Genomic DNA, 12,147 nt, shown 5'->3' on the forward strand with positions numbered 1-12,147 from the left:
TCGGTGAGCCTGGAGTCATGCGCACGCTCGCCGACCTCCGATCCGACTTCGACGCCGTGCCGGGCCACCTCGACGCGGCCACGGCGGGCGTCGCACCCCGCCGCACCGCCCGCGCGCTGCGCGAGGACGTGGACCGGTGGTCGTCGGGCGGTCTCGACGTGGCGCGGTACGAGCGGGCGGTGGCGACCGCGCGCGAGCGGTTCGCGGCGCTGGTCGACGTGCCCGCCGACCGCGTGGCGATCGGGTCCCAGGTCTCCGCGATGGCCGCGGTGGTCGCCGCGTCGCTGCCCGACGGGGCGCGCGTGGTGTGCGTCGACGGCGACTTCAGCTCGGTCGTCTTTCCGTTCCTGGCGCAGGGCCCGCGGCTCCGGGTGGAGCACGTGCCGGCCGAGCGGCTGCCCGACGCCGTGCTGCCGGGCGTCGACCTGGTCGCCTACTCGCTGGTGCAGTCGGCGACCGGTGCCGTGCTCGACGACGACGCGGTGCTCGCGGCGGCGCGGGCCGCGGGCAGCCGGACGCTGTGCGACCTCACCCAGGCCGCGGGGTGGCGGCGCGTCGACGCGTCCCGGTACGACGTCAGCGTGACCGCGGCCTACAAGTGGCTGTGCGCGCCCCGAGGGACGGGCTTCCTCACCGTGCGGGCGGAGGCGCAGGACGCCCTGCGCCCGCTGCAGGCCGGCTGGTACGCCGGGGACGACCCCTGGGCGTCCTGCTACGGCCCGCAGATGCGCCTGGCGGCGGACGCGCGGCGGTTCGACGTGTCCCCGGCCTGGCAGGCGTGGCTCGGCGCCGCCGAGTCCCTCGACGTCTTCGCGAGCACGGACCGGGACGCGGTCCAGGCGCACGCGGTGGGGCTCGCGGACGCGTTCCGGGCCGGCCTGGGGCTGGGGCCCGGCGGCAGCGCGATCGTGACGCTGCCCGACCCGGAGGGCCGGCGGCGGGGGGCGCTGACCGCGGCCGGCTGCCGGGTCGCCGGCCGTGCCGGGCGGGTGCGCCTCGCGTTCCACGTCTGGAACGACGGGGCGGACGTGGAGCGCGCGCTCGCCGCCCTGCGCGCGGCGGCCTGACAGCCCGGGCCCGGACGCCGCCGGGCGGCCGTGACGGCGCGACCGGGTGGCCGGTGGCCGCGCCGGTGCGGTCCGGCCCCCGGGATCAGAGCGAGCGCAGCACGGAGACGACGCGGCCGAGCACCTGGGCGTGGTCGCCGTCGATCGGGGAGTACGCCGGGTTCTGCGGCAGCAGCCACACGTGCCCGTCCGCGCGCTTGAGCGTCTTCACCGTCGCCTCGCCGTCGAGCATCGCGGCGACGATCTCCCCGTTCTCGGCGACGGGCTGCCGGCGGACCACGACCCAGTCGCCGTCGCAGATCGCGGCGTCGATCATCGAGTCGCCGACGACCTTGAGCAGGAACAGCTCGCCCGCCCCCACCAGCTGGCGGGGCAGCGGGAACACGTCCTCGACGAGCTGCTCGGCGAGGATCGGGCCGCCGGCGGCGATCCGGCCGACCACGGGCACGTAGGCCGCCTCCGGGGCGCCCTCCCGGGCGGCCGAGTCGGCGTCGCCGATGCCGGAGATGCCCGCGACGCCCGGCAGGGTCGCCACGCCGCGCGAGTCGTCGGGCTGGACGACCTCGATCGCGCGCGGCCGGTTCGGGTCGCGGCGCAGGTACCCCTTGCGCTCGAGCGCGGTGAGCTGGTGCTTGACGCTCGACGGGCTGGTGAGCCCGACGGCGTCGCCGATCTCGCGCATGCTCGGCGGGTAGCCGCGGGACTCCACCGACGCGCGCACCGTCTCGAGGACCAGCCGCTGCCGCGGCGTGAGGCCGTCGCCGCCCCCGAGCTCGGCCACGGCCGCCTCGCCGAGGCCCGCCGCGGTGCCCGTCCCGTCGCTCGCCATGTCCGCTCCCGTCCCGTCCGCCCTGGTCAGGCCGCCCGTCGGTGGGTCCGGGGCGGTCCGTCGGGCGGGCGTGTCAGTGCCTCGTGGTGCGCTGTACCCGACGTCACCGAGCGTAGGGGGACGGACGGGCGGGATCAAACACCTGTTCGATCGTGTCTCGACATCGTCGGTGGGGTGTGGTTCCATCGTACAAGCGTTCGAACGAACAGGTGTTCGACTCGGGTCGCCCGGCGGCCCAGGAGGGAAGTGGTGGGGATGAGCGCGATCGCAGCACACCCGGGGATCGCTCGTCCGGCGCGCCGCGAGGTGCCCGCCCGGCGCGACGGGGATGCGCGCCGGCCGGGTACCGCGGGCGGCGAGGGCCGGCTCCACCTGACCCGGCGCGGTCGCGTCGTCGTCGCCCTCCTGGGCCTGGCGGTCGTGCTCGGCGGCCTCGTCGGCGGCCGCGCGGTCGCCGACGGCCCCGAGCAGGCCACCGAGGTCACGACGCACGCGGTGCAGTCGGGGGAGACGCTCTGGCAGATCGCCGCGAGCGTGGCCGGCCCCGGTGAGGACGTGCGCGACGTGATCCTGAGCCTGCAGCAGCTCAACGGCCTCGCGGACGCCTCGCTCCAGGCGGGGCAGGTCCTGCTGCTCCCCGCCGACTCCTGAGGGCGACCGCCGGCCCCCGGGATGCGCTGGTCAGGCCGCCGCAGGGGCGCGGAGACGCCGCGAGTGGATTACGACACTCGGTGCTTGCGTAATTGACCGGGCCGCCTCTAGGGTGGTGCCACCTCGAACGGCTGGCTGGGGGGCTCGCCGCGAGGGACGCATCGTCGTCGTGGCCCTCGGGCCGGACGCAGAGGCGTGCAGCAACCGTCCGGACGAGGCGAGTCGTCCGGACGAGACGGGACGGGGGCGTCCCCACGAGGGTGGCCGCAGCAGCGGCCACCCTCGTCGTCTTCCCGGGCGGTCCCCCTCGTGCGCGCGACCCGGTCGAGCGACGTCGTGACCTGCGGGTTCACCCCGTCGCGGATCGGCCTTGCACCGTCGGCGCCCGCGGCCCTACCGTGTCCCGGTCGTCTGGGCGGGCGCGCGTGGTCGCGGTCGCCGGCCCCGGCGCGTGCACCACATCCCGGAGGAGGCGTCCATGCACTGCCCGTTCTGCCGTCACGCCGACTCCCGCGTCGTCGACTCCCGCACGTCCGACGACGGTCTCTCCATCCGCCGCCGCCGGCAGTGCCCCCAGTGCAACCGCCGGTTCACCACGATCGAGACGGCCAGCCTGTCCGTCGTGAAGCGGTCCGGCGCGACGGAGCCGTTCAGCCGCGAGAAGATCGTCAACGGCGTCCGCAAGGCCTGCCAGGGCCGCCCGGTCAGCGACGACGACCTCGCGGTGCTCGCCCAGCGCGTCGAGGAGAACCTGCGCGCGAGCGGATCGGCGGAGCTCGACGCCTACGAGATCGGGCTCGCGATCCTCGGCCCGCTGCGGGACCTGGACGAGGTCGCGTACCTGCGGTTCGCGAGCGTCTACCAGGCCTTCAACAGCCTGGAGGACTTCGAGGCGGCGATCACGGTGCTGCGCGCGGAGAACGAGGCGGCGGACGCCGCCCGCGTCGCGGCCGAGGACGCGCCGACCGCCTGACGGGACCGGTGGCGGCCGTGGCTCCGGGCGCCCCCCCGGGCGCGGGTCCGGCGCCGCGCCGCCCGTGCGTGCCCGGCGCGTACTACGGTCGGAGTCGTGATCCCTGCTGACCTCGCGCTCCTGCACGCCCCCGGAACCCCCGCGGTCGCCCCCGACGGCTCGTTCGCCGTCGTCGCCCGCACCGCCCCGGACCTCGAGTCCGACGAGTACACCGGCCAGCTCTGGCGGGTCGCCACGGACGGCGCCACGCCGCCGCAGCGGCTGACCCGCGGCCACCGCGACACCGACCCGCAGGTCTCCCCGGACGGCCGCTGGGTCGCGTTCCTGCGGGCCGAGCCGAAGGGGCGCCCGCAGCTGTTCCTGGTCGAGGCCGCGGGCGGCGAGCCGGTCCGGCTGACCGACGCGCCGCTGGGCGTGCAGACCGCGCGGTTCTCGCCGGACGGCGCCACCCTCGCGTTCGTCGCCCGGGTGCCCGAGGAGGGCCGGTACGGCGACGGCGACTCCGGCGCGGAGCGCCCCCGGCACATCACCGAGCTGCCGTACCGCAACGACGGCGTCGGCTTCACGCGCGACAAGCGCCGTCAGCTGTTCGTCGTCGACGTGCCCGCCGACCCCAGTGCCCGCGCCGCGCTGCCCGCGGCCGAGGCCGACGAGCCCGCCGCCCGCCAGATCACGTCCGGCGACACCGACGTCGAGCAGGTCGCCTGGTTCCCCGGCGGGCGGTACGTCGTCGCCGTGGCCGCCCGGCACGAAGGCAAGGACCAGGACCTGCGCTCGGACGCGGTCGTCGTGGACACCGCGCCGGACGCGGACGGCGCGCTCGTCCCGCTCACCGACGCGGACGCCGGCAGCACGCTCGCCGTCGCCGCCGTGCTGCCGTCGGCGGACGGCGCGGCCCTGTGGCTGCTCGCGCAGGACATGGGCCCGTCGGGCCGGGAGTTCGTGGCGACCCAGACCGGGCTGTTCCGCCTCCCGCTGGCCGCCGGCGACGCCGCGCCGACCGCCGCGGGCGCCCCCGAGCGCCTGACCGACGCCGAGGCGGTCGACCTCGACCCCGGCACGTTCGCCGTGACGGCGGACGGCGTCCTCGCGGGGGTGCTGCACCGCGGCACGGTCGTCCTGCGCGAGCACCGCGCCGACGGCTCGACCCGTGACCTGCTCACCGGCCTCGTCGCCCACGGCGTCGCCGCGGCGACCGGCGCGCCGGTGGCCGTCGTCACCGCCGCCGGCCCGGCCACGTCCGGCGACCTGCACGCCGTCGACCTGGCGACGGGCGCGACCCGGGCGCTCACCGACTGGTCGGCGCCGCTGCGGGCCACCGGCCGGGTCCGCGAACCGCGCGAGGTCACCGCCACCGCGCCCGACGGCTACCCGGTGCACGGCTGGCTCGTCACCCCGGACCCGGAGCGGTTCGCCGGCCCGCACCCGACGATCCTCATGATCCACGGCGGTCCCTACGCCCAGTACACGGTCGGCCTGTTCGACGAGGTGCAGACCCTGGCCGAGGCGGGCTACGCGGTCGTCTACGGCAACCCGCGCGGCGCTGCCGGCTACGGCTCGGCGCACGGCAAGGCGATCCAGCACGGCTTCGGCACGGTCGACACGGACGACGTCCTCGCCCTGCTCGACGCGGCCCTCGAGGACCCGGCGCTGGACGGCGGGCGGGTCGGCGTGATGGGCGGCTCGTACGGCGGCTACCTCACCGCGTGGCTGACCACCCGCACCGACCGGTTCGTCGGCGCGATCGTCGAGCGCGGCTTCCTCGACCCGGTGAGCTTCGTCGGTTCGAGCGACATCGGCTGGTTCTTCGGGCTCGAGTACCTGGGCGACGGCGACGACGAGGAGTCCCGCGCGAAGGTGGCGGCCCAGTCGCCGATGGCACACGTGTCCCGCGTGACCACGCCGACGCTCGTCATCCACTCGGAGCAGGACTGGCGGTGCCCGGTCGAGCAGGGGCAGCGCTGGTTCGTCGAGCTGAAGCGCCGTGGGGTGCCGGCCGAGCTGCTGCTGTTCCCTGGCGAGGGCCACGAGCTGACCCGGTCGGGCCGCCCGCAGCACCGGCTGGTGCGGTTCGAGCACGTGCTCGACTGGTGGGAGCGGACGCTCCCGGTCGCGCAGGGATGAATCCGCCCGCCGCGACGAGGGGCCCCGCACCGGTTCTCCGGTGCGGGGCCCCTCGTCGTGCCGTCGCCGGGCGCGCGGCGGGCGTCAGACCGCCGAGGCCGCCAGCAGGTCGTCCCGGACCACCCGGCGGAGCACCTTGCCGATCTGGGACCGCGGCAGCTCGGGCAGGATGACCAGGTCGCGCGGCACCGCGTACCGGGCCAGCCGCTCGCCGCACCACTCCCGCACGGCCGCGATGTCGACGTGCGCCCCGAGCTCGGTGACGATCGCGGCCACGACCTTCTCCCCGAGGTCGCCGCCGGGCAGGCCGACCACGGCCACGTCCCGGACGCCCGGCATCCCGCGGAGCTTGTCCTCGACCTGCGACGGGTACACCTTGAAGCCGCCGGTGACGATCATCTCCTTGATCCGGTCGACCAGGACGACGAAGCCGTCCTCGTCCAGCCGGACCACGTCGCCGGTGCGCAGCCAGCCGCCGGGCAGCAGCTGGCCGGCGGTCTCCTCGGGCCGGTTCCAGTAGCCGGAGAACACCTGCGGGCCGCGGATCAGCAGCTCGCCCTGCGCCCCCGGCTCCACGTCGCGGGTCGGGTCCTCCTGGTCGACCACGCGGACGTCGGTGCTCGGGAAGGGCAGGCCGAGCGCGCCGGGCCGACGGGCGGGGGACAGCGGGCTGCCGAGGGCGACGGGCGAGGTCTCGGTCATGCCGTAGCCCTCGACGACCAGGCCGTCGGTGACCCGCTCCCAGCGTGCCGCCGTCTCGGCGGACAGCGACATCGCGCCGGAGATCGCGTAGCGGAACGAGGTCAGGTCGGCCTTCTTCGCCTCGGCGGCCGCGGCGAGCCGGTCGAGCATCGGCGGCACGGCCGGCAGGAAGGTCCCGGGGCGGCGCCGCTGCGCTGCGAGCACGGTCGCCGGGTCGAACTTCGGGAATGCCACCAGCGTCGCGCCGACGCGGGTCGCGTAGGTGAGGCAGAGCGTCAGGCCGAACGCGTGGAAGAACGGCAGCACGCCGTAGATCGTCTCGGTGCCCGGCTCGGCCTGGGTCCAGGCCTGCCCCTGCACGGTGTTGGCGACGAGGTTCCGGTGCGTGAGCACGGCGGCCTTGGGCGTGCCGGTGGTGCCGCCGGTGTACTGCAGGAGAGCGACGTCGTCGGCCGTCGGCCCGGGCGTCCCGGCGGGCAGCGCGGTCGCCTCGGCGACCAGGCGGTGCCACACCGGGGTGCCGGCCGGCAGCGGGGCGCGCAGGGCACCGCGGGTCCGACGCGCGGCCGGCAGGGGGAGCCGGAGCGCGAGGCGCTTGGCGGCGGGCAGGTCCGCCGACACGTCGACGGCGACCACCGTGCGGACCGCGGTGCGGTCCTGCCCCGCCAGGACGGGAGCGACGGCCTTCTCCCAGACGAGCGCGACGGTGGCGCCGGAGTCGGCGAGCTGGTGCGCGAGCTCGTCGGCGGTGTAGGTCGGGTTCGTCTCGACGACGACGGCGCCGAGCCGCAGGGCGGCGTAGAACGCGACGACGTGCGCGGTGCAGTTCGGCAGCACGATCGCGACCCGGTCGCCGGCGCGGACACCGAGGCCGCGGAGCACCGCGGCGCCCCGGGCGACGGCGCCCGCCAGCTCGGCGTAGGTCGTCGTGCCGCCCATGAAGTCCACCGCGACGCGGTCGGGCCAGGCCGCGGCGGCGCGGTCGAGGGCGGCGGTCAGCGGCTCGTCGGGCACGTCGACGACGGGCGGGACGCCCGGCGCGTAGGAGGAGTGCCACGGTCGCGTGAAGTCGGTCACGAGGTCACCGTAACCTACGGATGCGTAAGTTACGTGTGCGTAGCCCGAGGCAACGGCGCAGAGTTCCCTGTGAGTGTCAGAGGTCGGAGGACCGCGAGCCCCACAGGTTGATGCCGGCGTCCACCGCGTGCCGGTCGACCTCGGCCAGCTCGTCGTCGGTCAGCGCGGGCCCGTCGAGCGCGGCGAGGTTCTCCCGGAGCTGCTCGGGGGTGCGGGCGCCGAGCGCGACCGAGGTCACCCGCGGGTCGCGCAGCACCCAGGCGATCGCGAGCTGCGCGAGCGACTGGCCCCGGGCCTCGGCGACCGCGTGCAGCGCGCGCACCCGGTCGAGGTTCTCGTCGCTCAGGTACTCCGCCCGCAGCGGTCCGCCCCGCGCCGCCCGGGAGTCCTCGGGCACGCCGCCCAGGTACTTGCGGGTGAGCATGCCCTGGGCCAGGGGGGAGAACGCGACGACCCCGAGCCCGGCCTCGCCGGCGACGTCGAGCAGGCTCCGGTCGCCGGCCTCGCCGTCGGGCTGCTCGACCCAGCGGTTCAGCATCGAGTACGACGGCTGGTGCAGGGTCAGCCGCAGGCCCAGGTCGTCGGCGACGGCCAGCGCCTCGGCGGTGCGGCGCGCGGAGTAGGAGGAGATCCCCGCGTACCGGGCGCGGCCGGAGTCGACGGCGGTCTTGAGCGCGCCGATCGTCTCCTCCAGCGGGGTGCTCGGGTCGTACCGGTGGCTGTAGAACACGTCGACCCGGTCGGTGCCGAGCCGGCGCAGCGACTGGTCCAGGGACGCGAGCAGGTACTTCCGGGAGCCGAACTCGCCGTACGGGCCGGGCCACTGCCGGTAGCCGGCCTTGGTGGCGATCAGCAGCTCGTCGCGGTACGGCGCCAGGTCGGTCGCGAGCAGCCGCCCGACGCTCTCCTCGGCGGCACCGGGCGGGGGACCGTAGTTGTTCGCGAGGTCGAGCTGCACGACGCCGGCGTCGAACGCCGCGAGCACGAGCGCGCGCTGGTCGGAGAACGGCGTCGCGTCGCCGAAGTTCTGCCAGAGCCCCAGGGTCACCGCGGGCAGATCCAGGCCGGAACGGCCGGCGCGGCGCAGGGGGAGTCGGTCGTGGCGGGCGTCGTCGGCGAGGTGCACGGGCTCGACGCTAGCGCGTGCGCCGGGCACCCCGCCGGGCGGCGGGGCGTGCGCTCAGTCGACGACGCGCAGCCGGATCGTCTCCGGGCGGGCGCGCAGCGCCGCGACCACCGCGGGCTCGACCGCGACCGCGTCGGTCACCACGTAGCCGACCTCGCCGCGGGTCGCGAGGAGCTGGCCCTCGATGTTCGCGCCGTGCTCGGCGAGCGTGTTGTTGACCGCAGCCAGCACGCCGGGGACGTTGCGGTGCAGGTACGTGAGGCGGTGCACCCCGGGTCGGTGCTCCAGCGTGAGGTTCGGCAGGTTGACGCTGAGCATCGTCGTGCCGGTGTTCATGAAGTCGCGGAGCTTGTTCGACACGAACTGCCCGATCGCCTCCTGCGCCTCCTCGGTCGACCCGCCGGTGTGCGGCGTGAGGATGACGTTCGGCAGGCCCCGCAGCTCGGACTCGAACGGGTCGCCCTTGCGCTTCGGCTCGACGGGGAACACGTCGACGGCCGCGCCGGCCACGTGCCCGGCGAGCACCGCGTCGCGCAGGGCGGCGTAGTCGACGACGAACCCGCGGGACAGGTTGAGGAAGATCGCACCCTCGCGCATCCGGGCGAACTGCTTCGCGCCGAACAGCCCGGCGTTGCCGCTGCGCCCGTCGACGTGCAGCGTGACGATGTCGGCGACGTCGAGCAGCTCGTCGAGCGTCTCCGCGCGGCGCGCGTTGCCCAGCGCCAGCTTCTCGGCGGTGTCGTAGAAGACCACCGACATGCCGAGGTTCTCGGCGAGCACCGACAGCTGCGTGCCGATGTTGCCGTAGCCGACGATGCCGAGCGTGCGGCCGCGGACCTCGTGCGCGCCGTCGGCCGACTTGTTCCAGACGCCCTCGTGCATCGACCTGTCCAGCACCGTGAGCCGGCGGGTCAGCGCGATGATGTCCGCCAGCGCGATCTCGACCACCGAGCGGGTGTTGGAGAACGGGGCGTTGAACACGGCGACGCCGCGGGACGCCGCGGCGTGCAGGTCGATCTGGTTGGTGCCGATGCAGTAGGCGCCGACCGCGACCAGGTCGGGCGCGGCGTCGAGCACGGCCTCGGTCACGTTGGTCTTGGACCGGATGCCCAGCAGGTGCACGCCCTGCAGCGCCTCGATCAGCTCGGACTCGTCGAGCGCGCCGGAGCGCGTGACGACCTCGTAGCCGGCCGCCTCCATGATGGTGCGGGCCTGGGGATGCAGGTTCTCGAGGAGCAGGGCGCGTAGCACGGGCCTATGGTGCGCCTCGAGGCGCGCGGTTCCAAGCCGGTCCCGGTCCTCGGACACCCGTGCCGCGGGTCAGTCCGCGTCCGGCTGCTCCCAGCCCGCCGGCAGCGGCCGGCTGTGCACGACCCGCAGCGCCTGCGTCGGCCGGGTCATCGCGACGTACAGGTCGCCCGCCCCGCCCTTGAGCACGTCGGCCGGCTCGACCAGGACCACCGCGTCGAACTCCAGGCCCTTGCTCTGGGTCGGCGTCATCAGCGTCAGCGGGGCGTCCAGGTCGGGCGACCCGGCGCGGGTGGCCCCGGCCTGCGGCAGCACCCGGGCGAGTGCCGGGAGCGCCTCGGGGGCCGCGATGACCGCCACGCGCCCGGCACCGCTCGCGTCGCGGACCGCGGCGAGCGCGGCCTCCGCCTGCCGCGCGACCGCCTCCGGCACGGCCGCCGCGTCCACCAGCTCCGTGCGCAAGGCGTCCTCGACGTCGCGCGCCGAGGTGGTCGGGGTGAGCGGCAGCCCGGCCGCGCGGCCGACGCGCTCGGCGGCCCGGGCCACGGACGCGGGCGTCCGGTAGTTGACGGTGAGCTCGGACAGCCGCCAGCCGCCGGCGAGGATCCGGTCGAACGTCGCCGCCCAGTCCCGGGTGCCCGCGGCGGTCGAGGTCTGCGCGACGTCGCCGACGACGGTGAGCGACCGGGTCGGCACCCGGCGGAGCACCATCCGCCAGGCCATCGGGGAGAGCTCCTGGGCCTCGTCGACCACCACGTGCCCGTACGTCCAGGTGCGGTCGGCGGCGGCGCGCTCGGCGGTGGTGAGCGCCGGGCCGGTCGCGGCGAACCGGTCCGCCAGCAGCTCGGCCGAGACCAGGCCGGTGCCGGACTGCTCCAGCACCTGGCGGGCGTAGTCGAGCTCCTGGGCGCGCTGCGCGGCGTCGTGCTTCGCCTGGGCGCGGGCGGCCTGGTCGTCCTCGCCGAGCAGCTCCGCGGCCTCGTCGAGCAGCGGGACGTCGGCCTCGGTCCACGGGGCGTCGGCGTCGCGCAGCAGGGCGGCGCGCTCGTGCGCGGACAGCTCGGGCGCCGCGGCGTCCAGGCGGGCGGGCTTCGAGAGCAGGGCGGACACCAGGCCCTGCGGGGTCAGCGGCATCCACGCGAGGTTGAGCGCGATCCGGATCTCCCGGGTCGTGCGCAGCTCCTCGAGGATCTCGCCGCGCTCGTCGGGGGCCACCGACCAGCCGAGCTGGCTGACGTACTGCTCCGCGAGCCGGCCCAGCATGTCGCGGACGAAGGTCACGCGCGCCTGGTTGTGCGGCCGGTGCCCGCGCCGGGCGTGGTTGATCGCGCCCCGCACGTCGGACGGCTTCACGACGATCCGGTGGCCGTCGATCGTCACGACCGTCGGCTGCTGCGGCGCGCGCTGCCGCTGCCGCACGGCACGCTCGATGATCTTCCGCCACACCGGGCGGCCCTTGATCTCGGCGACGGCGTCGTCCTCGGCGCCCGTGGCGACGACCCCGGGGAACAGCTCGCCGACGGTGGTCGACACGACGCCGGTCTCGCCGAGGGACGGCAGCACCTGGTCGATGTACCGCAGGAAGGTGCGGGAGGGGCCCAGCAGCAGCACGCCCGAGCGCTCCAGGACGCGGCGGTGCGCGTACAGCAGGTAGGCGGCGCGGTGCAGCGCCACGGCGGTCTTGCCGGTGCCGGGGCCGCCCTGCACGACGAGCGCGCCCGCGAGGTCGGCGCGGATGATCGCGTCCTGCTCGGCCTGGATGGTCGCGACGATGTCGCCCATCCGCCCGGTGCGCCGCGCCGCCAGCGCCGCGAGCAGCGCGCCCTCGCCGGACAGGGCGCCGAGCCGGGCGGCGGCCTCCTCGTCGGCGAGCACGTCGAGGTCGATGACCTCGTCCTCCAGGCCGGTGACGCGGCGCCCGCGGGTCACCAGGTGCCGGCGCTGCACGACGCCGTCGGGGTTCGCGGACGTGGCCCGGTAGAACGACTGCGCCGCCGGCGCGCGCCAGTCCGTGAGGATCGACACGTGCTCGTCGTCGTTCAGGCCGATGCGGCCGATGTACCGGCGGCCGCCGTCGGACAGGTCCAGCCGGCCGAACGCCAGCCGGTCCTCGACCGCCTCCAGGCGCGCGAGGCGGTCCTCGTAGAGCGTGGCGAACGCGTCCCGCTCCGAGCGGTTCTGCGGCGAGCCCGACGGCCCGACGCGGCGGACCTCCGCCAGCCGGTCGCGGGTGCCCGCCCGCAGCTCGTCCAGCCGCGCGTACAGGCCGTCGACGACCTCCTGCTCGGCCGCCAGCTGCGCCTCGATCCCGGTCACGCGTGCTCCCGTCGGTCGTCCCCGTGGCGCCCGG

At 76.0% G+C, this 12,147-nt stretch carries 9 protein-coding genes; 4 read left to right on the plus strand and 5 right to left on the minus strand.

Annotated elements, in window-relative coordinates; all coding sequences use genetic code 11:
* The first annotated feature begins 17 nt into the window (after window positions 1-17).
* The gene (locus FS882_RS11350; RefSeq protein WP_158373163.1) at window positions 18-1,067 is read left to right on the plus strand and encodes an aminotransferase class V-fold PLP-dependent enzyme; all 1,050 of its coding nucleotides are present in this window, start codon (window positions 18-20) and stop codon (window positions 1,065-1,067) included.
* Between the two features lie 85 nt (window positions 1,068-1,152).
* Here FS882_RS11350 and lexA read toward each other — a convergent pair whose 3' ends face one another.
* A complete protein-coding gene (lexA, locus tag FS882_RS11355) occupies window positions 1,153-1,896 on the minus strand; it encodes a transcriptional repressor LexA (RefSeq protein ID WP_158373164.1) in 744 nt (247 codons plus the stop codon).
* Window positions 1,897-2,151: 255 nt separating this feature from the next.
* Here lexA and FS882_RS11360 point away from each other — a divergent pair, with 255 nt between their 5' ends.
* The 3 genes from FS882_RS11360 to FS882_RS11370 all read left to right on the plus strand — a co-directional run bounded on the left by FS882_RS11360 (window position 2,152) and on the right by FS882_RS11370 (window position 5,644).
* Window positions 2,152-2,547, plus strand: coding sequence for a LysM peptidoglycan-binding domain-containing protein (locus FS882_RS11360; protein ID WP_158373165.1), 396 nt, complete (start codon window positions 2,152-2,154; stop codon window positions 2,545-2,547).
* Window positions 2,548-3,025: 478 nt separating this feature from the next.
* The gene (gene nrdR / locus FS882_RS11365; RefSeq protein ID WP_158373166.1) at window positions 3,026-3,520 is read left to right on the plus strand and encodes a transcriptional regulator NrdR; all 495 of its coding nucleotides are present in this window, start codon (window positions 3,026-3,028) and stop codon (window positions 3,518-3,520) included.
* Window positions 3,521-3,616: 96 nt separating this feature from the next.
* The gene (locus FS882_RS11370; RefSeq protein WP_158373167.1) at window positions 3,617-5,644 is read left to right on the plus strand and encodes an alpha/beta hydrolase family protein; all 2,028 of its coding nucleotides are present in this window, start codon (window positions 3,617-3,619) and stop codon (window positions 5,642-5,644) included.
* Window positions 5,645-5,728: 84 nt separating this feature from the next.
* On the opposite strand, the gene FS882_RS11375 is transcribed toward FS882_RS11370, so the two are convergent.
* The 4 genes from FS882_RS11375 to FS882_RS11390 all read right to left on the minus strand — a co-directional run bounded on the left by FS882_RS11375 (window position 5,729) and on the right by FS882_RS11390 (window position 12,113).
* Entirely contained in the window at window positions 5,729-7,423 is a 1,695-nt protein-coding gene (locus FS882_RS11375; RefSeq protein WP_158373168.1) for an AMP-binding protein, read from the minus strand.
* A gap of 76 nt (window positions 7,424-7,499) precedes the next feature.
* Window positions 7,500-8,549 carry an aldo/keto reductase gene (locus FS882_RS11380; protein WP_187365262.1) on the minus strand — a complete coding sequence of 350 codons (1,050 nt, stop codon included), beginning with the start codon at window positions 8,547-8,549 and terminating at the stop codon, window positions 7,500-7,502.
* 54 nt (window positions 8,550-8,603) lie between these two features.
* Complete coding sequence (gene serA / locus FS882_RS11385) at window positions 8,604-9,800, minus strand: phosphoglycerate dehydrogenase (protein WP_158373170.1); 1,197 nt, start codon at window positions 9,798-9,800, stop codon at window positions 8,604-8,606.
* 69 nt (window positions 9,801-9,869) lie between these two features.
* Window positions 9,870-12,113: a HelD family protein gene (locus FS882_RS11390; RefSeq protein WP_158373171.1), complete on the minus strand. Its 2,244-nt coding sequence runs from the start codon at window positions 12,111-12,113 to the stop codon at window positions 9,870-9,872.
* Window positions 12,114-12,147: the final 34 nt, after the last annotated feature.

The sequence above is a fragment of the Cellulosimicrobium cellulans genome (genome assembly GCF_007679345.1).
In the GTDB taxonomy this organism is placed as follows: Bacteria; Actinomycetota; Actinomycetes; order Actinomycetales; family Cellulomonadaceae; genus Cellulomonas; species Cellulomonas cellulans_A.